General features: G+C 72.0%; 19 protein-coding genes and 1 other RNA gene. 5 read left to right on the plus strand and 15 right to left on the minus strand.

The window, feature by feature from the left end:
- Positions 1–29: 29 nt before the first annotated feature.
- From GA0070622_RS28185 to pruA, 8 genes are all read right to left on the minus strand, one after another.
- The gene (locus GA0070622_RS28185; protein ID WP_091581534.1) at positions 30–431 is read right to left on the minus strand and encodes a hypothetical protein; all 402 of its coding nucleotides are present in this window, start codon (positions 429–431) and stop codon (positions 30–32) included.
- 185 nt (positions 432–616) lie between these two features.
- Positions 617–992: a transfer-messenger RNA gene (gene ssrA / locus GA0070622_RS28190) on the minus strand.
- A 105-nt stretch (positions 993–1,097) separates the two neighbouring features.
- Positions 1,098–1,577 (minus strand): SsrA-binding protein SmpB, encoded by a 480-nt coding sequence (gene smpB / locus GA0070622_RS28195; protein WP_091584152.1) that lies wholly within the window; start codon positions 1,575–1,577, stop codon positions 1,098–1,100.
- A gap of 131 nt (positions 1,578–1,708) precedes the next feature.
- Positions 1,709–2,584, minus strand: a complete 876-nt coding sequence (gene ftsX / locus GA0070622_RS28200) for a permease-like cell division protein FtsX (protein ID WP_091581537.1) — start codon at positions 2,582–2,584, stop codon at positions 1,709–1,711.
- A gap of 64 nt (positions 2,585–2,648) precedes the next feature.
- Entirely contained in the window at positions 2,649–3,329 is a 681-nt protein-coding gene (gene ftsE, locus GA0070622_RS28205; protein WP_013284225.1) for a cell division ATP-binding protein FtsE, read from the minus strand.
- 118 nt (positions 3,330–3,447) lie between these two features.
- Positions 3,448–4,569 (minus strand): peptide chain release factor 2, encoded by a 1,122-nt coding sequence (gene prfB, locus GA0070622_RS28210; RefSeq protein ID WP_091581541.1) that lies wholly within the window; start codon positions 4,567–4,569, stop codon positions 3,448–3,450.
- A gap of 45 nt (positions 4,570–4,614) precedes the next feature.
- Positions 4,615–5,130, minus strand: coding sequence for a PadR family transcriptional regulator (locus GA0070622_RS28215; RefSeq protein WP_091581545.1), 516 nt, complete (start codon positions 5,128–5,130; stop codon positions 4,615–4,617).
- Positions 5,131–5,263: 133 nt separating this feature from the next.
- Positions 5,264–6,892, minus strand: coding sequence for an L-glutamate gamma-semialdehyde dehydrogenase (gene pruA / locus GA0070622_RS28220; protein WP_091581549.1), 1,629 nt, complete (start codon positions 6,890–6,892; stop codon positions 5,264–5,266).
- 446 nt (positions 6,893–7,338) lie between these two features.
- Here pruA and GA0070622_RS28225 point away from each other — a divergent pair, with 446 nt between their 5' ends.
- Positions 7,339–8,316, plus strand: coding sequence for a hypothetical protein (locus tag GA0070622_RS28225; RefSeq protein ID WP_091581553.1), 978 nt, complete (start codon positions 7,339–7,341; stop codon positions 8,314–8,316).
- An 11-nt stretch (positions 8,317–8,327) separates the two neighbouring features.
- On the opposite strand, the gene GA0070622_RS28230 is transcribed toward GA0070622_RS28225, so the two are convergent.
- The gene (locus tag GA0070622_RS28230) at positions 8,328–8,837 is read right to left on the minus strand and encodes a DUF6912 family protein (protein WP_091584155.1); all 510 of its coding nucleotides are present in this window, start codon (positions 8,835–8,837) and stop codon (positions 8,328–8,330) included.
- Between the two features lie 197 nt (positions 8,838–9,034).
- On the opposite strand from GA0070622_RS28230, the gene GA0070622_RS28235 reads away from it, so the two are divergent.
- Together GA0070622_RS28235 and GA0070622_RS28240 are read left to right on the plus strand one after the other, a co-directional pair.
- On the plus strand, positions 9,035–9,262 hold the full coding sequence (locus GA0070622_RS28235; protein ID WP_091584159.1) for a helix-turn-helix domain-containing protein: 228 nt from the start codon (positions 9,035–9,037) through the stop codon (positions 9,260–9,262).
- A gap of 102 nt (positions 9,263–9,364) precedes the next feature.
- Positions 9,365–10,063, plus strand: coding sequence for an Rv3235 family protein (locus GA0070622_RS28240; RefSeq protein WP_091581557.1), 699 nt, complete (start codon positions 9,365–9,367; stop codon positions 10,061–10,063).
- Between the two features lie 81 nt (positions 10,064–10,144).
- Here GA0070622_RS28240 and secA read toward each other — a convergent pair whose 3' ends face one another.
- Entirely contained in the window at positions 10,145–13,054 is a 2,910-nt protein-coding gene (gene secA / locus GA0070622_RS28245) for a preprotein translocase subunit SecA (RefSeq protein WP_091581561.1), read from the minus strand.
- Between the two features lie 169 nt (positions 13,055–13,223).
- Here secA and GA0070622_RS28250 point away from each other — a divergent pair, with 169 nt between their 5' ends.
- Complete coding sequence (locus tag GA0070622_RS28250) at positions 13,224–14,381, plus strand: GNAT family N-acetyltransferase (protein WP_091581565.1); 1,158 nt, start codon at positions 13,224–13,226, stop codon at positions 14,379–14,381.
- Positions 14,378–15,484 carry a GNAT family N-acetyltransferase gene (locus tag GA0070622_RS28255; RefSeq protein ID WP_091581569.1) on the plus strand — a complete coding sequence of 369 codons (1,107 nt, stop codon included), beginning with the start codon at positions 14,378–14,380 and terminating at the stop codon, positions 15,482–15,484. Before GA0070622_RS28250 ends, GA0070622_RS28255 begins: the two co-directional genes overlap by 4 nt.
- A 44-nt stretch (positions 15,485–15,528) precedes the next feature.
- On the opposite strand, the gene hpf is transcribed toward GA0070622_RS28255, so the two are convergent.
- The 5 genes from hpf to mtrA form a co-directional block, all read right to left on the minus strand.
- On the minus strand, positions 15,529–16,173 hold the full coding sequence (gene hpf, locus GA0070622_RS28260; protein ID WP_091581574.1) for a ribosome hibernation-promoting factor, HPF/YfiA family: 645 nt from the start codon (positions 16,171–16,173) through the stop codon (positions 15,529–15,531).
- Between the two features lie 251 nt (positions 16,174–16,424).
- Entirely contained in the window at positions 16,425–17,120 is a 696-nt protein-coding gene (locus GA0070622_RS28265) for a ComF family protein (RefSeq protein WP_091581577.1), read from the minus strand.
- Between the two features lie 7 nt (positions 17,121–17,127).
- Positions 17,128–18,927: an LpqB family beta-propeller domain-containing protein gene (locus GA0070622_RS28270; protein ID WP_091581580.1), complete on the minus strand. Its 1,800-nt coding sequence runs from the start codon at positions 18,925–18,927 to the stop codon at positions 17,128–17,130.
- A complete protein-coding gene (mtrB, locus tag GA0070622_RS28275) occupies positions 18,924–20,597 on the minus strand; it encodes an MtrAB system histidine kinase MtrB (protein WP_396837172.1) in 1,674 nt (557 codons plus the stop codon). Before mtrB ends, GA0070622_RS28270 begins: the two co-directional genes overlap by 4 nt.
- 88 nt (positions 20,598–20,685) lie before the next feature.
- Positions 20,686–21,375: an MtrAB system response regulator MtrA gene (gene mtrA, locus GA0070622_RS28280; protein ID WP_091581585.1), complete on the minus strand. Its 690-nt coding sequence runs from the start codon at positions 21,373–21,375 to the stop codon at positions 20,686–20,688.
- Between the last annotated feature and the right edge of the window lie 114 nt (positions 21,376–21,489).

The raw sequence follows: 21,489 nt of genomic DNA on the forward strand, positions 1-21,489 counted from the left end.
GACGACGCCGCCTCCCGGCCGGTTCCCGGTCAGTCCCCACCGCCCAGGTCCGCCTGGTAGGCCTCCCAGAGCAGGTCCGCGCCGCGCCGCCGGTGCCGGTCGAGCGCGCGGAGCAGGTTGCCGGCCTGCTCCCGCACCTCCTCGGCGGAGACGGCGGACGACCCGACGGCGTGCTGGAGCGCGGCCAGCGCCGCGACGATCGCGGCGTGCTCGTCCACCAGCAGACGTACGCCCCGGTGCAGCCGGGGCGCGGTGCGCAGCAGGTCGGCGTAGCGACCGGCCGGGCCCTCGGTGATCCGGACGTGCTCGGTGAAGCCCTGCCGGACCGGACCGAGATGGACGATCAACCGCTCTCGCCAGCGGGGCTCCCCGCTCGCCGCCAACGCCCGGCCGAGCACGGTGGTCGGCTGCTGGATCGGACTGGTGACCATGGGGCACCTCCCGGCCTGCGGTGCTATCGCATACCGCGATGGTGAACCCGGCCGGCCGTCCTGTCCAGCCGCCGGCGACGCCTCATTCGCCTCATCCGACCCAGGGACCCCACCGGCACCAGCCCCGGGGGGGCGGAGACGACTGTGCGCCCCGGTCCGGGAGGACCGGGGCGCACAGGTCAAGGTGGTGGAGGTGCCGGGAATCGAACCCGGGTCCTTCGCCGGTTTGTCAGGGCTTCTCCGAGCGCAGCTCGCTGTGCCTCTACTCGGCCCCACCGCTCACGCGAGCAAGTTGGTGTGACGGGCCCAGTCGCTGATTGATCTCGCCGCACGGACCCCGCGACCGGGTCCGATTGGCCAGCCTTCTAGCTGATGCCGGCTAACTGGGTCGAAGGCGCTCCCAGGCCGACAGACTTGCTACTCGCCTCAGGCGGCGAGAGCGAAGTCAGCGCGATTGTTCTTGGCGCTTATTGGTTTCCGACGACCGATTCTCGAGACGACGTCGGCTTCCTCGGCTCGCTTCCCCTGTCGCTGCGTACGAAGTCGAAACCAGTCACCCCCTCGACAGGCCACCGTGCTGGTGGCACTGACAAGCCTAACGCCTGCCGCAACGGGTTTCATCCCGAGCCCCGGCCCGGGCGCGCCGGCCGGGACAAAGCCGACAAATCAGTCGTTCATGCCCTTGCCGCGCCGACCCGCGACGCGCCGGATCTCCCGGTCGGCGTCCCGCTTGGCGAGGTCCTGCCGCTTGTCGTACGACTTCTTGCCCTTGGCCAGGGCGATCTCGACCTTGGCCCAGCCGTCCGAGAAGTAGACCTGCAACGGCACGACGGTCAGCCCGCCCTCCCGCGTCTTGCCGATCAGCCGGTCGATTTCCAGCCGGTTGAGCAGCAGCTTGCGGGTGCGCCGGGGCTCGTGGTTGGTCCAGGTGCCCTGGGTGTACTCCGGGATGTGCATGCCGTGCAGGTAGAGCTCGCCGCCGCTCTCCTGGGCGAACGCGTCGACCAGCGACGCCCGCCCGGCGCGCAGCGACTTGACCTCGGTGCCGGTCAACGCCATGCCCGCCTCGTAGGTGTCGAGGATGGCGTAGTCGTGCCGCGCCTTCTTGTTGGAGGCGACCACCTTGCGACCCTTTTCCCGTGGCATCGGCGCCACCCCCTTCCTGATCGACTCCCGGCCACCGGCCGGCGAGCGGAGATCATGCTACCGGAACCACAAGGGCCCTCCCGCGCCGTTTATTCCGACGCGGGAGGGCCCCTGGAGAGCCGTACCGGTACCTAGACCCGCAGGTAGAAGCGGAGCGTGACCCAGGCGGTGATCGCGCTGACCAGGCCACCGACGGCGGCCATCAGCGGGAAGGTCAGGAAGATCTCGGACCAGGAGATCGGGGTGATCAGCCCCTCCAGCGCGGCCATCGAGCTGCCGGCCGCCACCGTCTTCACGCCGATCAGCGCGAGCAGGCCGAGGATGGAGCCGATCAGGCCGGCCACCACCGCCTCCAGCACGAACGGCGCCTGGATGAACCAGTTGGACGCGCCGACCAGCTTCATGACCGCGACCTCACGCCGCTTGCTGTAGGCGGCCACCTGGATGGTGTTCGCGACCAGCAGCAGGGCGGCGGCGGCCATCACGATGGCGAGGGCGAGCGCGCCGTTCTGGATGCCGGTGAGCACGCCGAAGACCTTGTCCAGCAGCTTGCTCTGGTCGACGATCGTGTCGATGCCCTCGGCCGTCTTGTACTGGTCGTAGATCTGCTTGTACTGCTGCGGGTCGTTCAGCGTGATCCGGAACGACTCCGGCAGCTGGTCGGCCTTGACCGCGTTAACCAGGTCGGGCGCGTCGGCGTACATCTGCTGGAAGCGCTTGTACGCCTCGTCCTTGTTGACGTACGTGACGTCCTTGACCAGCGGGTCCGCCTTGAGCTTGGTCTCCAGATCGGTCCGCTGCTGCTCCTGGACGTCGGTCTTCAGGAAGATCGAGACCTGGACGTTCTCGTAGTAGAGATCCTTCATGTCGCCGACCTTCTGGTACAGAAGGCCGCTGCCGCCCAGCATGAACAGCGACACCGCCATGGTGATGATCATGGCGATCGTCATGGTGACGTTGCGCCACAGTCCGACCAGTACCTCGGACAGGACGTACTTCATCCGCATCGGGATATTCCTCCGGCTCTCCGGCTGAGGTGTTCGTCGTCAGGGTCTACGGATCGTCAGCGGCTCAGCCGTAGACGCCGCGGGCCTGGTCGCGCACGATGCGGCCGCTCTCGATCTCGATCACCCGGCGCCGCATCTGGTTCACGATGTTGGAGTCGTGCGTGACCATCACGACGGTCGTGCCGGTGCGGTTGATCCGGTCCAGGAGGCGCATGATCTCGATCGAGGTGTCCGGGTCCAGGTTTCCGGTGGGCTCGTCGGCCAGCAGGATCAGCGGCCGGTTCACGAACGCCCGGGCCACCGCGACACGCTGCTGCTCGCCGCCGGACAGCTCGTGCGGGTAGCGGTGCTCCTTGCCGCCGAGACCGACCAGCTCCAGCACCTCCGGCACGACCCGACGGGCCACCGCCTTCGTCTTGCCGATCACCTCCAGCGCGAACGCCACGTTCTCGTACGCGGTGCGGTTCGGCAGCAGCCGGAAGTCCTGGAAGACACAGCCGATGGAACGCCGGAAGTGGGGTCGCTTCCAGGAACGCATCGACGTGACGTCCTTGCCGTTGACGACGACGCGACCCTTGTTGGGCGTGACCTCGTGCAGCAGCAACTTGATGATGGTGGACTTGCCGGAGCCGGATGGACCGATGAAGAAGACGAACTCGCCCTTCTCGATCGAGACGGACACGTTGTCGAGCGAAGGCCGGGACGCCTTCGGGTACGTCTTCGTCACTTGCTCAAGCTGAATCACGGGTCGAGAGTCTACGCGGTGTAACCGCAGAGCCAAGCCCCCCGCCCCGTGGATGCGGTGCGCGTCATCGATTTACCCGGTCAGACCGAGATCGATGACGCGCTGCGTCCGACCGTGATCACGCACCGTCAGCGGTGAGCTGCTGCTGCTTCCGCCAGCGGATTCCCGCCTCGATGAAGCTGTCCAGCTCGCCGTCGAAGACCGAGGACGGATTGCCCGTCTCCTGTTCGGTACGCAGATCCTTCACCATCTGATACGGGTGCAGGACGTACGACCGCATCTGGTCGCCCCACGAGCCGGCGGCGTCGGTCTTCAGGCCCGCCATCTTGGCCTGCTCCTCCTGCCGCTTGCGCTCCAGCAGCCGGGCCTGGAGCACCCGCAGCGCGGACGCCTTGTTCTGGAGCTGCGACTTCTCGTTCTGGCAGGTGACCACGATGCCGGTCGGGATGTGGGTGATCCGGACCGCCGAGTCGGTGGTGTTGACCGACTGACCACCCGGCCCGGAGGACCGGTAGACGTCGATCCGCATCTCGTTCTCGGGGATGTCGATGTGATCGGTCTGCTCCACCACCGGCAGCACCTCGACGCCGGCAAAGCTGGTCTGCCGGCGGCCCTGGTTGTCGAACGGGCTGATCCGCACCAGTCGGTGGGTGCCGGACTCCACGCTGAGCGTGCCGTAGGCGTAGGGCACCTTCACGGTGAACGTGGCGGACTTCAGGCCCGCCTCCTCGGCGTAGGAGGTCTCGTAGACCTCCGTCGGGTAGCCGTGGCGCTCCGCCCAGCGCAGGTACATCCGCAGCAGCATCTCGGCGAAGTCCGCCGCGTCCACGCCACCGGCGCCGGCCCGGATGGCGACCAGCGCCTCCCGGGAGTCGTACTCGCCGGAGAGCAGGGTGCGGACCTCCATCTCCTCGATGGCCTTGGTCAGCCCGGTGATCTCCGACTCGACCTCGGTCAGCGCGCCCGGGTCGGACTCGGCCTGGGCCAGCTCCAGCAGCACCCCGGCGTCGTCGAGCCGGGAGCGCAGGTCGCCCAGCTTGGTGATCTCACCGTTGACGTACGACAGCTGCGACGTCACCTGCTGCGCCTTGGCCTGGTCGTCCCACAGGTCGGGCGCGGAGGCCTCCTGCTCCAGGCGGGCCTTCTGCTCGCGCAGCTTGTCGAGGTCGAGCACGGCCTCGATGTTGCGCAGCGTGGCGTCGAGTTCCTTGAGCTGTTCGGCGTAATCGGCAGCGGTCACGACAGACAACACTACTGCGTGGGCCCGTCAACCTGTCGCAGGTGGTCAGCCGACCGGCGCGGTCTTCAGCCAGGAGAGCGCCGCCCTGTGGTAGGCGACCGCGAACTCCAGCGCGCTGGCGTCGTAGTTGTCGCCCTCCTTCTTGGCATTCTTGACCTGCTCCCGCACCGCCGCCAGCGCCTCGGTGTGGTACTCGTTCGCCGAGGCGTACAGGTTCTTGAGCTGGCTCGACGAGTGCAGGTTGCCGAACGCCATCCGTAGCGCTATCGGGTTACGGATGGTGTCCTTGCCGGGATTCTCCGCCAGCCAGCGGGAGAATGTCCGTTTCCCGGCCGCCGTCAGCGCGTACGGCTGGCTCATCCGCGGCCCGGGCTTGCCGAGCCGCACCAGACCCTTCTCGGCCAGCACGGGAAGCTCCCGGTAGACCTGACTGCGGGTCATCGACCAGTACGGCGCCAGCCGGCGCTCGGCGGCGGCCATCAACTGGCCGCCAGTCATCGGGCCGTCGTGCAGCAGGCCCAGCAGGGCCGCCGCCGTCGGGTTGACTCCGGATTCCGCCATGCCCTCTAAGCTGCCACTTTGTCGGCTCTGGCGTCCAGGATTTGCCGTTTTCGCCACCCGATGGCGGGTCCGATGTGCACTGTCGGGTAAGGAAGAGGCCCGCCCACGTCACCGACGGGCCTCTCCGGACGCCTCAGCCCATGTGCGGGTAGGTGTGGTCGGTCGGCGGGACGAAGGTCTCCTTGATCGTCCGCGGCGACGTCCAGCGGACCAGGTTGTGCCAGGAACCCGCCTTGTCGTTGGTGCCGCTGGCCCGGGCGCCGCCGAACGGCTGCTGCCCGACCACCGCGCCGGTCGGCTTGTCGTTGATGTAGAAGTTGCCCGCCGCGTACCGCATCTTCTCCGCCACCTGGTCGACCACCCGGCGGTCGTTCGCGAAGATCGACCCGGTCAGCGCGTACGGCGCGATCGACTCGGCCTGGGCGACCACGTCGTCGAAGCGGGCGTCGTCGAAGACGTGCACGCCGAGGATCGGGCCGAAGTATTCCGTGGTGAAGGTCTCGTGCGCGGCGTCGGAGCACTCGAACAGCGTCGGCCGGACGAACCAGCCGACCGAGTCGTCGGCGGTGCCCCCGGCCAGGATCTTGCAGCTGTCGTCGCCCTTGATCAGCTCCAGCGCGGCGGTGTGCCGGCCGAACGCCTTGTCGTCGATGACCGCGCCGCCGAAGTTGCTGAAGTCGGTCACGTCGCCGTAGGTCAGCGACTCCGCGGTGGCGGCGAGCCGGTCCCGCAGCCCGCCCTCCCACAGCGACCGGGGAACGTACGCCCGCGAGGCGGCCGAGCACTTCTGGCCCTGGTACTCGTAGGCGCCCCGGATCAGCGCGGTGTGCAGCGCCTCCACGTCGGCGCTGGTGTGCGCGACCACGAAGTCCTTGCCGCCGGTCTCGCCGACCAGGCGCGGGTACCCCCGGTAGCGGGCGATGTTGTCGCCGACGGTCTTCCACAGGTGCTGGAAGACCTTGGTGGAGCCGGTGAAGTGGATGCCGGCCAGGTCCGGGTCGGCGAGCACCACGTCGGAGACCTCCTCGCCCCGGCCGGTGACCATGTTGATCACGCCGGGCGGCAGGCCGGCGGCCTCGAACAGGCGCATCGTGAAGTGCGCGGCGAACTGCTGGGTCGGGCCCGGCTTCCAGACCACGGTGTTGCCGAGCATGGCCGGCGCGGACGGCAGGTTGCCGGCGATCGCGGTGAAGTTGAACGGGGTGACCGCGTAGACGAAGCCCTCCAGGGGCCGGTGGTCGAAGCGGTTCCACACGCCGGACGAGGACATCGGCTGCTCGGCCAGGAGCCGGCGGGCGAAGTGGACGTTGAACCGGAGGAAGTCGATCAGCTCGCAGGCGGCGTCGATCTCGGCCTGGACCGCGGTCTTGGACTGACCGAGCATGGTGGCCGCGTTGAGCGTGTCCCGCCAGGGGCCGGCGAGCAGGTCGGCGGCGCGCAGGAAGATCGCGGCCCGCTCCTCGAACGGCAGCGCCCGCCACATCGGCGCGGCGTCCTTGGCGGCCCGGACCGCGGCCCGCGCGTCGTCGTGGGTGGCGTGACCGGTGACGCCGAGCACGTGCGCGTGCTTGTGCGGCTGCACCACGTCGATCGACTCACCGCCGGCCATCCGCTGCTCACCGGCGATGGTCATCGGCAGCTCGATCCGGTCGGCGGCCAGCTCGGCCAGCCGCCGCTGGAGCCGCTCCCGGTCGGCGCTGCCGGGCTCGTAGGTGTGGACCGGCTCGTTGCGCGGCTCGGGTACGGAGAACACGGCGTCCATCACAGGCTCCTGTGCGATCTCGACGGCGGTGGCGAAACCGGCCCCGCGAGCGCGGCCGGGCGGCCGGCGCCGGACACCGCGTGGTGGACCGGTCGCGGCGGCGGGACCTGGGCCGATTGTTTCATGCGGCGCCGTCGCCGACCCGGGCTCCCCGGGTGCGGCACCGAACACCGGACGGACTCCCCCTCTTCGGACCGTCGGTCCATTCCCGCCCGGAACCGACGAAACGTCGGCACAGGTCGCGCGCGGTCGACGATTCATCGGCAGCCTCGGCCCGCCCCCGCGCCCCGGTCGGCACCGTCGGCGCTCGCCACGTCGGCCGGGGTGACATGCGCCCGGGCGCGCGGCCCGCCCGTCCGGGAGGGCGCGTCGCGCCGCGTACGCTGGATGACCGGTGACCCGCCCGGCCCGGCGCGGCCGATCCGGCGTCCGTCGAAAGGGAGACGATGAGCAACCAGCCCGGCAGCTCCACGGCCGCGGAGCCGGACCAGCCCGAGGTCGTCGACGTGGCCCCCGCGGTCGGGCGACCCGAGTACGCGCCGGGCGCGCTGCCGCTGGCCCTGCTCTCGATCGCCTGGCTGGCGGCCATGCTCTGGTCCACCCGGGAGGCGATCACCTCGACCGCCGCCGGGGTCACCGCGATCAGCCTCTCCGCGTACGCGCTCCCCGGCGTGATCACCGCGGCGCTGGTCACCGGCGCCACGGTCGCGCTGGCCGCCACCAACCGGCTGGGCCGCGCCACCCTGCGCTTCCTGGCCACCGTCGGCACCGGCCTGCTGGTCGGGCTCGTCGCCGCGGTGGCGATCAACCTCACGTACGCGGACAACGCCACCACCAACACGATCGCCGGCACCACGGCCGCCGCCGCGATCATCGGCGGCGCGGCGGCCGGGGCGCGGCTCGCCCGGGTGGTGGCCGCGATCGCCGCCGCCACGCTCGCCGCGCAGGTCTTCGTGGTGCTGTTCAGCCGGGCCCGGGATCCGCTCTCCGACCTGTTCGGCGCCGGCGAGACCCAGCAGTCGGTGCTGGACGCCGCCAAGTGGGTGTCCCGCACCGAGTCGCTGCTCGCCGGGCTGATCGCCGGGCTGGCCGCCTACCTCTACCTGGCCTGGTCCCGCCGCCGCGCGGAGCGTCGGCACGGCGCGGCGGCACCGCTGCGCTGGCCGGCGTACCTGGTGGCCGGCGCCGGCGCCGGGCTGCTCCTGCTGCTCACCGAGGTGATCATCCGGATCGGCGGGCGGGGGCTGCTCGACCTGGCCGCCGCGCTCAGCGAGGCCGACCAGGTGGCGCAGACGGCGCTCGGCACGTCGCGGGTCGACAACGGCATCTGGGTGCTCTTCGTGGGCGCGCTGACCACGCTCATCGTCTTCGGACGCACGCTCGGCCCGCGCCCGGTCGAGGAGGAGGACGAGCCGGCCTCCTGAGCCGGCCGGCCTCAGCCGACCTCGCGCAGCAGCAGGTCCAGCTCGGTCACGTCGTACCACTCCAGCTCGTGGTCCTCGACGCCGTCGACCGTGAACTGGGCGTCGGGGTCGCCGGCCTGCGCCTCGGTCACCACCGCCACGGCCGCGGTCACGTCCTCGACCGCCTCCGCGCCGTCCACGTGGATCGCGGCCACCGACCTGACCGGCACCGGGCCGGCCAGCCCCACCACGCTGGAGCCCAGCTCGCCGCCGGCCCGGCCGACGGCCCGGGCGGGCAGGTCCACCGAGACCACCACGCGCCGGCGGGGTGCGCCGGCGTCGGCGCGCAGCAGGAGCAGCGCGTCCTGGGCGGCCCGGGTGAAGGCGACGTACTCCAGCTCCTCCTCGTCGCCCTCGGCGTACCACTCGCGCAGCTCCGGGGTGACCGCGTGCGCCGCCTCGGCGGACAGGCCCTCGTCCCGCAGCCGGCCGAGCATCGGCACGGTCGCCGGCAGGTACACCCGGACAAGCTCGTCGGTCACCGGTCTCTCCCCCGCACTCAGGCCGCCGGCCGGCACACGCCGGCTCCGGGCGCCGATCATGCCGTACGCCGTGACCGTCATACACCCGGCACCCGCCGGGGAGAAGCGTTCCGCCGGTGTGTCCGCCGAAGCGGGACTCGGGAACGTCCGCCGGTGGTGGCAAACTGAGGCAAACGAAAACAACCCCGGGAGTGACCGTGGAGTCGAGGTTCCTGCTGCTGTCCGACGTCGCCACCGAGCTGAACGTCTCGGACTCGCAGGTCTACCACATGGTCCGCAGCGGAGAGCTGCCCGCCATCAAGATCGGCGGACGGGGTCAGTGGCGGGTGGAGCGGGCTCGGCTGGAGGAGTACATCGAGCGCAAGTACGCCGAGACCGCCGAGTGGGTGCGCGGGAACCCGCTGGGTGAGCGCGACGCGGAGTGACCCCGAGCTGACCGTCGGCCATTGACGCGCCCGACTCCGGTGCCGGAAGATGAGGCTCTGTCGCAGGCAAACGAAGGCAAACGCAACGATTCGAGGGCTGACATGGTCGACACCCGCCGTCCCCGGTCACCACGTCCACCGGTCCGCCTCCGGCCCGCCCCGCCACTCGACCCGCCCTGCACCGACGAGGATCCGGCCTGGGGGCACACCGGTCAGCTCGCCCTCGACCTGATCGACCGACGCCCCGGCGACCTCGGGCGTCCCGCCGGGCGCGCCCCCGACCACGCTCCCGGCTGGCCCCGCTGGTTGACCACCGGCGCGCTGCGCACCGCCCCGGGCGAGGGCGGCACGCACCGTTCCCCGACCTCCGGAGAGGGCGGCACGCACCGCGACACCACCCCGAGCGGGCACGGCGTCGGACGCCCGCCCGTCGGGCCACCGTCCGCTCCCGCCACCGCCACGCCCGAGGCCGCCCGGGCGGCCCACCGGTTCGTCCGCACGTTCCTGGAGATCGTCAACGGCTTCCGGCCGCCCGGGCAACTCCGACCACTCTGCCTGCCCGAGGCCGCCGCCCAGGTGTCGGCCGAGCTGACCCGGGCGGCCCGCCGGGTGACCCCGGTCCGCCGCCGCAGCGCCCGGCCCGCCCTGCACCTGCTCCGCCTGCGGATCTGTGAACCACGCGCCGGCGCGGTGGAGGCCACCGCCGTGTTCACCGGCACCGGCGGCACCAGCTGGGCGGTCGCCGTGCGCCTGGAACACCGGCGCGGCAACTGGCTCTGCCTCGTGCTGGACGTCCTCTGAGTCTCACCACGTCGTCGATCCGGACGGGGTGAGACGCCGACGGGCCCCGGCCGGTGGCCGGGGCCCGTCGGGCTACCTGGGTCAGTTGCCGCCGTTGGGCGAACCGTGGCAGCGCTTGTACTTGCGGCCGGAACCGCACGGGCAGGGCGCGTTACGGGACGGGCCCTCACCACCGTCCACCTGGCCCGGGGTCGCCCGCCGGGCGGTGCTGGAGGCCATCGCCTGACCGCTCGCCCCGCCGGCCGCGGCCGGGGTCCGGCGCGGCGCCGAGGCGGCCGGGCGCTCGGACGTCCGCTCGCCGATGCCCAGCGCCGGGGCCTGCTGCTCGGCGCGCTCGATCACCGGCGCACCCCGACCGGCCTCGCCGTCCACGGCGGGCGCCGAGTATTGCAGGCCCTGCTGCTGCGGCGCGCGGTTGAGGCCCTTGGCCCGGATCTCCACCGGCTTCTCCAGCAGCTGGACCTCCTCGGCCTCCGGCTCCGCCTCCTCGACCTGCACGTCCAGGTTGTAGAGGAAGCCGACCGTCTCCTCCTTGATGCCGTCCATCATGGTGGCGAACATGTCGAAGCCCTCGCGCTGGTACTCGATGACCGGGTCGCGCTGGGCGTACGCCCGCAGGCTGATGCCCTCCTGGAGGTAGTCCATCTCGTAGAGGTGCTCGCGCCACTTGCGGTCGATCACCTGGAGCAGGACCATCCGCTCGAGCTGGCGCACCGCCTCCTCGCCGAGGCTCTCCTCCCGCCGGTCGTACGCGGAGTGCGCGTCCTCCTTGAGGCGGGCGAGCAGGAAGTCCTGGTCGAGACCGGCCCGGGAGCCGACCTCCTCCTCCAGCTCCTCGACCGTGACGCCCACCGGGTAGAGCTGCTTCAGGCTGGACCAGAGCTGGTCGAGGTCCCAGTCCTCGGCGTAGCCGTCGCTGGTCGCGCCGACCACGTACGCGCCGATCACGTCGTCGATCATGTTGCGGACCTGGTCGGACAGGTCCTCGCCGTTGAGCACCCGCAGGCGCTCGGCGTAGATCACCTGGCGCTGCTTGTTGAGCACCTCGTCGTACTTGAGGACGTTCTTCCGGATCTCGGCGTTCTGGCCCTCGATCTGGGCCTGCGCGCTCTTGATCTGGCGGGTGACCATCTTCGACTCGATGGGCACGTCCTCCGGGATGTTGAAGCGGTCCATGACCGCCTCGACGGCGCCGGCCCGGAACCGCTTCATCAGCTCGTCCTGGAGGGACAGGTAGAACCGGGACTCGCCCGGGTCGCCCTGCCGGCCGGCACGACCGCGCAGCTGGTTGTCGATCCGGCGGGACTCGTGCCGCTCGGTGCCGAGCACGTAGAGCCCGCCGGCGGCGGCCACCTCCTCCGCCTCGACGTCGCAGGCCTGCTTCCAGGTCGGCAGGATCTCCTCCATCGCCTTGGCGTACTCCTCCGGCTGCTCGACCGGGTCGAGACCGCGCTGGCGGAGTTCGTTGGCGGCGAGGAACTCGGCGTTGCCGCCGAGCAGGATGTCGGTGCCCCGGCCGGCCATGTTGGTCGCGACCGTGACCGCGCCCTTGCGCCCGGCCTGGGCGACGATCTCCGCCTCCTTGGCGTGGAACTTCGCGTTCAACACCGAGTGCGGGATGCCGCGGCGGCGCAGCATGTGCGACAGGATCTCGGAGTTCTCCACCGAGACGGTGCCGACCAGCACCGGCTGGCCCTGCTCGTGCCGCTCCGCGATGTCCTCGACGACGGCGTTGAACTTGGCCTTCTCGGTCTTGTAGATGACGTCGGGCCGGTCGAGCCGGACCATCGGCCGGTGCGTCGGGATGGTCACGACGCCGACCTTGTAGACCTTGTTGAACTCACCCGCCTCGGTCTGGGCGGTGCCGGTCATGCCGGAGAGCTTCTCGTAGAGGCGGAAGTAGTTCTGGAGGGTGATCGTGGCCAGGGTCTGGTTCTCCTGCTTGATCTCCACCCCCTCCTTGGCCTCGATCGCCTGGTGCATGCCCTCGTTGTAGCGGCGGCCGTGCAGGATCCGGCCGGTGAACTCGTCGACGATCAGGACCTCGCCGTCGCTGACGATGTAGTCCTTGTCGCGCTTGTAGAGCTCCTTGGCCTTGATCGCGTTGTTCAGGTAGCCGACCAGCGGCGTGTTGACCGACTCGTAGAGGTTGTCGATGCCGAGCCGGTCCTCGACCCTGGCCACGCCGCGCTCGGTGATCGCGATGGTGCGCTTGGCGTAGTCGACCTCGTAGTCGCCCTCACCGTCGGTGCCGGGCTGGAGGCGGGCCACCACTGACGCGAACTCCTGGTACCACCGGGCGGAGTGCTCGGCCGGGCCGGAGATGATCAGCGGGGTGCGGGCCTCGTCGATGAGGATCGAGTCGACCTCGTCCACCACGGCGAAGAAGTGGCCGCGCTGGACCAGCTCCTCCTTCGACCAGGCCATGTTGTCGCGCAGGTAGTCGAAGCCGAACTCGTTGTTGGTGCCGTACGTGATGTCGCACTCGTAGGCCGCGCGGTGCTCGGTGGCGGGCCGGTTCGGCAGCACCACGCCGACGGTGAGCCCGAGGAACTCGTGCACCCGGCCCATCCAGGCGGCGTCGCGCTCGGCCAGGTAGTCGTTCACCGTGATCACGTGCACGCCCTTGCCGGCGAGCGCGTTCAGGTAGACCGGCATGACCGAGGTGAGCGTCTTGCCCTCACCGGTCTTCATCTCGGCGATGTTGCCGAAGTGCAGTGCCGCGCCGCCCATCACCTGGACGTCGTAGGGCCGCTGGCCGAGCACCCGCGAGGCGGCCTCCCGGCACACCGCGAACGCCTCCGGCAGGAGGTCGTCGAGGGTCTCGCCGTCGGCGAGCCGCTCCTTGAACTGGTCGGTCATGCCGCGCAGCTCGTCGTCGCTGAGGTTGACGTAGTCGTCCTCGATCGAGTTGACGGCGGCCGCGATGGCCTTCAGCCGACGCACCATGCGGCCCTCGCCGGCGCGAAGGACCTTTTCCAGAATCGACACGGATCAACGCTCCCCTAGACGGTCTCGAACCATCGTAGGCGTTCCGGCGCGGCGATGGTCACTGGTGGCGGTGGTCCGGGTCTGCGAACCCGACATAACGCCGCGACCGCACGCCGAGGGCCGCCAATCGGGTTACGCCGTCGGCGAACGATCCGGCACGATGGCTCGGATGGAGCCTGTGGAGATCATCGAGGACGGGCTGTTGCTACGCCCCTGGCGGGCCACGGACGCCGACGCGGTGCACCGGGCCTGCCAGGATCCGGACATCCGGCGCTGGACCACCGTACCTCGCCCGTACCTGCCCGAACACGCCGTCGCGTTCGTGACCACGATCAGCGCCACCGCCTGGGCGCAGGGCACCGGAGCGCCGTTCGCGGTCCGCGACGCGGCCACCGGCGAGCTGCTCGCCTCGTGCGGTCTGGTCTCCGTCGACCACGCGCTCGACTCGGGCGAGGTGGGCTACTGGACCGCGCCGTGGGCCCGGGGACGGGGCGTCGCGGTCCGCGCCGTCCGGGCGGTGGCCCGCTGGGCCTTCGACGCGCTCAAGCTGCGCCGGATCACCTGGCAGGCCGAGATCGGCAACCACGCGTCCCGGCTGGTCGCGCTGCGGGCCGGCTTCCGGGTCGAGGGCGAACTGCGGCTGGCCCAGCCGGCGGAGGGCGGCCGCCCGGAGGGGTGGATCGGCTCCCTCCTGCCGGCCGATCTGGCCGCGCCGGGCGATCCCGTCCCGTACGGTCCGGACACGCTCCAGGCCCGCCGGGCGGCGGTCTTCGGCCGCCCGCAGCCCGTCCTGTTCACCACCGCCGGCGACACCGAGCTGCGGCTGCGCGCGCTGGAGGAGCGGGACCTGGCCGAGGTCACCCGCACCTGCCAGGACGAGCAGACCGTGCGCTGGACCACGGTGCCGCACCCCTACCGGCCCGAACACGCCGAGGGCTTCCTGCGCGACCTGGTGCGCCCGGCGTGGGCGCGCGGCACCGCCGCGACGTTCGCGGTGGCCGACCCGGAGGACCGCTACGTCGCCTCGCTCGACCTGCGGATCCTCCCTGGCGACCCGCTGGTGGCCGACGTCGGCTTCATGACCGCCCCGCACGCGCGGGGTCGGGGCTACCTGCCGGCCGCGCTCACCGCGGTCTGCGCCTGGGGTTTCACCACGCTCGGCCTGGCCCGGGTCGAGTGGCGGGCCAACGTGGGGAACACCGCGTCCCGCCGGGCGGCCGAGAAGGCCGGCTTCACCGTCGAGGGCACGCTGCGCGGCGGCGTCCAGCACCGCGGCGAGCGGCACGACGTGTGGGTCGGCGGGCTGCTGGCGGGAGACCTGACATGACCCCGGAGACGATCGAGGGGTACGGGGTACGGCTGCGGCCGTGCGCTCCGGCCGACGTACCCGGCACGGTGGCCGGCCTGACCGACCCGGAGTCCCGCCGGTTCATGCCCTTCCTGCCCGACCCGTACGACGCCGACGCCGCCCGGTGGTGGATCACCGAGGGCGCACCGGCGGCCCGGGCAGCCGGCGGAGCCGCCTACACGATCGCCGACCCGGCCACCGACCGGCTGCTCGGCAGCATCGGCCTGACCCGGCTCAGCGCGGAGCGGGCGACGTACGAGATCGGCTACTGGGTGGGCCCGTCGGCACGCGGCCGGGGCGTGGCGACCGCCGCCACCCGGCTGCTGAGTGAGCAGGCGTTCGCGGCCGGGGCGGGCCGGTTGGAGCTGCTCACCCGCGCGGAGAACGTGCCGAGCCAGCGCATCGCGCTGGCCTGCGGCTACCGGCACGAGGGGGTGCGCCGGGCGGCGGGTGCGGGCCTCGCCGGCGCACGTCACGACCTGGTCGCCTGGGTGCGGCTGGCCGACGACCCGCCCGGGCCGACCGCCCGCCCGCTGCCGGACCTGCCCGACGGCCGGCTCACCGACGGCGTCGTGACGGTGCGCCGGGTGGAACCGGCGGACACGGACGCGCTGCACCGCCTGCACACGCTGCCGGAGGTGGTGGCGAACCGGGTGCCGCCGGTGCCCCCGGAGCGGGAGGCGGTCGCCCGACGCTGCCGGCTCGCGGCGAGCAACTGGCTGGCCGGCGACGCCGCCGACCTGGCGATCCTCGACGCGGTGACCGGCGCGTTCGTCGGTGGCTGCGCCCTCGTCCACGACGAGCCGGCGACCGGCCAGGCCATGCTGGGCTACAGCCTGCTGCCCGAGGCGCGGGGGCGCGGGCTGGCCGCCCGGACGGTCCGGCTGGTCTCCGGGTGGGCGTTCGACGTCGGGGTGGCCCGCCTCTGGGCCGGCACGCGGCCGGAGAACGTCGCCTCCCAGCGGGTGCTGGAACGGGCCGGCTTCCGGCGGGAGGGGCTGCTGCGCGGGCGGCTGCCCGGCGTGAACGGCACCCGTACCGATTCGGTGATCTTCGGCCGACTGGCCACGGACGGAGAGTGAGTGGAGCCCCGCGAGCGCGGGGCCCCACTCGTCCGGTCAAGGGGTCAGGTGCCGAGCGAGATGATGCCGTAGTCGTACGCGCGCCGGCGGTAGACCACACTCGGGCGGCCGGACTCCTTGTCCTGGAACAGGTAGAAGTCGTGCCCGACGAGTTCCATCTGGAACAGCGCGTCGTCGACGGTCATCGGCTCGGCGGGGTGGACCTTCTCCCGGGCGATGTGCCACGGCTGGTCGTCGGGTTCCTCGAAGTCGCTCTCGTCCGGACGGTCGGCGACGGCGGTGGCCGCACCGTGGCCGTTCAGCACCGCCAGGCCGGGCCCGTCCAGGTCGGCCACCGGAAGACCGGCGGTCGCGGCGGCCACGGAGAGCGGCGCGTGCCGCCCGCGGTGCACCCGGCGGCGGTCGGCCGCCCGGCGGAACCGGGTGTCCAGCTTGGCGATGGCGGCGTCGAGCGCGCTGTAGAAGTCGTTCGTGCAGGCCTCGGCCCGGATCACCGGACCCCGCGTGACGCAGGTGATCTCCACCCGCTGGCAGTGGTCGGCCTGGCGCGGATTGCGCTCGTGGAACAACTCGACGTCCACGCGAATGAGTTTGTGGTCGTAGCGTTCGATTTTCGCGAGCTTCTCGGCTACGTGCACCCGGTAATGGTCCGGCACTTCGACGTTACGGCCCTTGACCACGATGTCCACGTGACCTCCCTTGTTCGGACGGTCGTTCGGTCCGGATCTTCCGGTCGACGCACCCGGGGAGGGCCCCGCTCGGCGTCCACCGGTGGTGTACGGCTACGCCTCCTTCCAGTGCCGGGGGAAGGTTGGCATCCTCACTACCCCCGACACCGAAACGCTAACTCCTGTTCGGCCACCCGTCACCCCCGGTTGCCGAAGGCGGTCGCGAAATTTAACAGCTCATACACCATGGGGTGAAACGGATACACGAAGCGTCACCGAAGCCGCCGCTTTTGCGTTGCGGCGAGCACCGCCGCGGCCTTTGGCGTCATTCCCGCGCGGTGCAATATCCGGCTCACCGCCGCGAGCGTGGCCCCGGTGGTGACGATGTCGTCGAGCAGCACCACGGCGCCGACCGCGGGGACCGTACGCCGCAGCCGGAACGCGGCGTACGCCGCGGCCGCCCGACCGGCGCTGTCCAGCTCCACCGAGTCCGGGCGCGGCAGCGCCCGCAACGGCCGCAGCACGCGGACCGGCCAGCCGGCCGCGCGCAGCCGGGCCGCCGCCGGGCGGGCCAGCCGCTCCAGGTGGTCGCCGTAGCGGGCCCGGGCCGCGCGGGCGGTGTCCGGCACCGCCACCAGCGTCACCGGGCCGGGCGGCCCCACGGCCTCGGCGACCACCTCGGCCAGCAACGCCCCCAGCGGCCGGGCCAGCCCGTGCCGACCCCGTTCCTTGTACGCCAGCAGCCCCTCGCGCAACGCGCCGCCGTACGGCCCGAGGGCGACACAGGGCGGCAGGTCCGGTGGGGCCGGATCGGGGCGGGTCGGCGCGGGACGCAACGACTCCAGCTCGTCCACGCAGCGCGGGCAGAAGCCCCGTCGCAGCCCCGGGGAGCGCGCCGCGCAGCCGGCGCACCCGGCGGGCAGCACCAGGTCGGTCAGGTCCGCCCAGAGCCCGCCCAGGTCCGGCACCGTGACCTCAGAAGAGGAAGAAGGGCGCGGTCGGGTTGGCCGACCGACCGCCCGCCGGCACGTCCAGCACCTGTTCCGGCGTGACGAAGTCGATCGGGTTGTTGCGCCAGGCGCCGCCGTTCGTCTCGAACATGAAGGAGAGCGCCGGCAGGCCGCTGTCCCCACCACCGGGATACGCCGCCAACTGGGTCACCGGCGCGCCGATCTCGGAGGCCAGCGGCGGTTCCCAGGCGCCGTCCACGGTGAGCTGGTGGATCGCCGATCGCCGGTCCGGGTCGTTGCCGGCGACGACCAGCTCGTTCTCGGTGATCCAGTCGACCGCGGTCACGCCGGTGAGCTGCGTGGGCAGCGCCCGGGGCTGCCCCAGGGTCACCACGCCACCCTCGACGTTGACCGGCGCGACGTAGACGACGCCGCCGCTGACCAGCGCGATCCGGTGGCCGTCGAGGGACCCCGCCACCGCCACCACGTTCCCGGAGACGTTCAGCGGGACCAGGCTCGTCCGGGCCGTCCCGTCGAACCGGTACAGCTTGCCGTCGGCCGCCACCAGGCCCGTCGCGCGGTCCTTGTCCAGGGAGCGCAGCCAGGTGGGTCGGCTCATCGAGCGGAAGGTGGTGGGACCGGCGGTGAACACCGCGACGGGCGCCGGACCGGTGCCCACCTTGAGCCGTTGCCGTCCCGACGCGGTCACCACCAGCGCGGCGAGCACCTGGTCGTCGGCCCGGGCCAGGGACGCGGAGACCACGTTACGGTTCTGCGCGGCCGGCAACGGGACGGCCTCCCGCCGCTCGTCGCCGATGGCGAGGGGGTGGATGGCGGCGTCGTAGACGCTGAACCGCGTCGGGGCCGCGCCACGCGGGTAGGCGGGATGGGTGGCGCGTTCCCGTTGCAGGTCGACGCTGAACCGTTTCTGGTTCTGGATCTTCAGGTCGAGCTGCCCGGTCAGCTCGGGCAACGACCACGCCAACTGGGTGCCCAGCCGGGCCAGCCGCTGCTCGTTGGCCCCCGGCATGGTCAGGTTGACCTCCCACTGGGAGTCCTGCCCGGTGGCGTTGTTGATCGGCCGGGTGCCGTCGGGCAGCCCGGTCACCCCCGGGGACAACCAGTCGGACGGACCGCCGGCCAGCCACTTCACCACCTCGGTGACCCGTCGCTCGGCCGGCACCGACGAGGGCAGGTAGCGCAGGTCGGGCACCAGGCGGGTCAGGTCCGAGTTCCAGAAGTAGACGGTGCGCGACCGGTAGTACTCGCGCAGCGCCGTGTCCGTGGTCAGCAGCACGTTCGGCAGCTCGGTGATCAGCAGCCCGGTCCCGGCCGGTCCGGCCCGGCGCAGCTGGAACGTGTAGTCGGTCTCGGTGGCCCCCGGCGGCCCCAGCGTGCCGTCGGCGCGGAGCACGCCGACCTGCTGCACCTTGATCGTCACGGTGAAGATGCCCTGGGGGTTGGCCGGGGTGCTCTCCGGCTTGGCCCGGAGCCGGACCACCGTCAGCTCGACCTCGCTGGTCTGCGGCTTGCCGGGCAGCAGGTCGCGGGCCTCCTCGGCGAGGAACGACCGGGCCCGGGTGTATGCCTGGTCGCGCTCCCCGGCGGCCGCGGCGCGCAGGTAGTTCTCGATGAACGGCACCGGCTCGTCGCTGTCGCCCGGCGCGGGCGGCGAGGCCGGGCTGCCGTTGAGCGAGCCGGCCTCGGCGGCGGGCACCGAGCCGTCGACCTGGACGTCCGTCTCGGCCGGGATGCCGCACCCGACCAGACCGGCGGGAAGCAGCACGCCGGCCAGCAGCACCGCAAGCAGGCGACGCGCCGTCATCGGGCCACCTCTGCTCTGTCGGTGTCGGCGGGGCCGATGGCCAACGCCCCGGCGCCACTGCCCGGGCCGATGGCGAGCAGGCCGCCGTCGCGCGGGCCGCCGAACGGCAGGGTGGCGTCGGCCGGCACCAGCCGCAGCGGTGAGGTGGTGAGCCGGTCCCCGGCCCGGGCCGGCAGGGTGAGGCGGAACTGCGCGCCCTGCCCCGGCGCGCCCCACGCCTCCAGCCAGCCGCCGTGCAGCCGGGCGTCCTCCAGGCTGATCGACAGGCCCAGGCCGGTGCCCCCGGTCTGCCGGGCCCGGGACGGGTCGGCGCGCCAGAACCGGTTGAAGACCAGCTTCTCCTCGCCCGGCTTGAGGCCGACGCCGTGGTCCCGCACCGTGATCGCCACCGCGCTCTGGTCCATGCCCAGGGTGATCCGCACCGGCTTGGCCTCGCCGTGCTCGACCGCGTTGCCGACCAGGTTGCGCAGCACCCGCTCGACCCGGCGCGGGTCGACCTCGGCGATCACCGGCGTGTCCGGCAGCTCCAGCTCGATGGTCACCCCCACCCGCTCGGCCAGCCCGGCCAGCCGCTCGGTCACCCGGTGCACCACCGGCACCAGGTCGGTCGGTTCGCTGTCCAGCACCGCGAAGCCGGCGTCGAACCGGCTGATCTCCAGCAGGTCGGTGAGCAGCTCCTCGAACCGGTCCAGCTCGGCCTGGAGCAGCTCGGCGCTGCGCGCCACCGCCGGGTCGAACTCGTCCCGCTCCGCGAAGATCAGGTCGGCCGCCATCCGGACCGTGGTCAACGGGGTGCGCAGCTCGTGCGAGACGTCCGAGGTGAACCGGCGTTGCAGCCGCGACATCTCCTCCAGCCGGAGGATCTGCCGTTGCAGGTTGGTCGCCATCTGGTTGAACGAGGCGGCGAGCAGGGCCAGGTCGTCCTCGCCGGAGACCACCATGCGCTGGTCGAGCAGGCCGGCGGAGAGGCGCTGGGCGGTGCGCGCGGCCACCCGGACCGGGGTCACCACCAGGCGGGTGACCAGGGCCGCCAGCAGGCCGAGCAGGAGCACCAGCGCGACGCCGGTGGCGACCACCGTCGCCCGGGCGTCGGCCGCCGTGCTGTCCTGCCGGGCCAGCGGTACGAGGTAGTAGAGCTCGACCTGCCCGAACCGGGTCGGCACCGGGGAGCCGTAGACCAGGTATTTGGTCCGCTCGCCGCCGAGCGTGCCGGTGCGGATCTGGTGGGCGACCTTGCCCGACGAGACGGCGGCCCGCAGCTCGTCGCCGATCACCGGGCGCACCGGCACGTCCGGTGAGGTGCGCGGCTCGATGAACTCGGCGAAGTTGTCGGCGGTGATCGCCACCACCACCCCGCTGGTCTGCGCCGGGTCACCGCCGGCCAGATAGTTGACCGTGCCGTCGATGGTGTCCTGGAGCTGCGCCTCCTGCGGCTGGCTGTAGAGGTTGAACTGCTTCGCCGCGTATTCGCTGCCGTTGCTCAGCCGGGCCCGCACGTCGGTCTCGGCGTTCTCCAGCAGGATGTTGGTGATCTTGTCGGCGATCAGGTAGGCGAAACCGCCCACCAGCAGACTCGACGCCACGAGTGTGATGGTGACCACGCGGACCTGGAGCGAGCGCCGCCAGGCCTGGTGCACACCGGCGGCGAACCGCGCCGACCGGCCGGCCAGGACGCGCCACAGCGCCCACGCGGCGGATGGCCGGCGGGGCGCGGTCGGCGGGTCGGGCAGCGGGGTGGTCACCACAGTGCTGACCAGGCTATCCGGTGCCCGCCTTGTAGCCCACGCCCCGGACGGTCAGGATGATTTCGGGTCGCTCCGGATCCGGCTCGATCTTGGCCCGGAGCCGCTGCACGTGCACGTTGACCAGGCGGGTGTCGGCCGCGTGCCGGTAGCCCCACACCTGCTCCAGCAGCACCTCGCGGGTGAAGACCTGGCGCGGCTTGCGGGCGAGCGCGACCAGCAGGTCGAACTCCAGCGGCGTCAGCTTCACCTCCTCGCCGTCCCGGCTGACCGTGTGCGCCGGCACGTCGATGGTGATCTGGTTGCCCGGCGGCCCGATGGTGAGCAGCTCCGGCGCGACGTCCTCGCCGCGGCGCAGCCGGGCCCGCATCCGGGCCACCAGCTCCTTGGGCTTGAACGGCTTGACCACGTAGTCGTCGGCGCCGGACTCCAGCCCCAGCACCACGTCGACGGTGTCGCTCTTGGCGGTCAGCATCACGATGGGCACGCCGGACTCGGACCGGATCGCGCGGGCCACGTCGATGCCGCTCATGCCGGGCAGCATCAGGTCGAGCAGGACGATGTCGGGCCGGCTGTCGCGGAACGCGGCCAGCGCGCGTTCTCCGTCCGCGACGAAGGACGGCACGAAGCCCTCGCTGCGCAGCACGATGCCGAGCATCTCGGCGAGGGCGGGGTCGTCGTCGACCACGAGTACCCGGGCTCTCATGGGGTTTATCGTTCCATCCCCGTTCGTTCGGAGGGTTCGGCGTCTTCACCGGCACGGTAGCGCCGAGCGGGCCCGCGCACCACAGCCGACGGCGTGGCCGCCCCGCGTGGCGTG

The organism is Micromonospora sediminicola, from assembly GCF_900089585.1.
GTDB lineage: Bacteria > Actinomycetota > Actinomycetes > Mycobacteriales > Micromonosporaceae > Micromonospora > Micromonospora sediminicola.

Bases quoted from the DNA above. Each gene is read 5' to 3' on its own strand.
- GA0070622_RS28185 (WP_091581534.1), bottom strand. From the start codon at position 431: ATGGTCACCAGTCCGATCCAGCAGCCGACCACCGTGCTCGGCCGGGCG.
- smpB (WP_091584152.1), bottom strand. From the start codon at position 1,577: ATGCCACGGGAAAAGGGTCGCAAGGTGGTCGCCTCCAACAAGAAGGCG.
- ftsX (WP_091581537.1), bottom strand. From the start codon at position 2,584: ATGCGGATGAAGTACGTCCTGTCCGAGGTACTGGTCGGACTGTGGCGC.
- GA0070622_RS28215 (WP_091581545.1), bottom strand. From the start codon at position 5,130: ATGGCGGAATCCGGAGTCAACCCGACGGCGGCGGCCCTGCTGGGCCTG.
- pruA (WP_091581549.1), bottom strand. From the start codon at position 6,892: ATGGACGCCGTGTTCTCCGTACCCGAGCCGCGCAACGAGCCGGTCCAC.
- GA0070622_RS28225 (WP_091581553.1), top strand. From the start codon at position 7,339: ATGAGCAACCAGCCCGGCAGCTCCACGGCCGCGGAGCCGGACCAGCCC.
- GA0070622_RS28240 (WP_091581557.1), top strand. From the start codon at position 9,365: ATGGTCGACACCCGCCGTCCCCGGTCACCACGTCCACCGGTCCGCCTC.
- GA0070622_RS28250 (WP_091581565.1), top strand. From the start codon at position 13,224: ATGGAGCCTGTGGAGATCATCGAGGACGGGCTGTTGCTACGCCCCTGG.
- GA0070622_RS28255 (WP_091581569.1), top strand. From the start codon at position 14,378: ATGACCCCGGAGACGATCGAGGGGTACGGGGTACGGCTGCGGCCGTGC.
- GA0070622_RS28270 (WP_091581580.1), bottom strand. From the start codon at position 18,927: ATGACGGCGCGTCGCCTGCTTGCGGTGCTGCTGGCCGGCGTGCTGCTT.
- mtrA (WP_091581585.1), bottom strand. From the start codon at position 21,375: ATGAGAGCCCGGGTACTCGTGGTCGACGACGACCCCGCCCTCGCCGAG.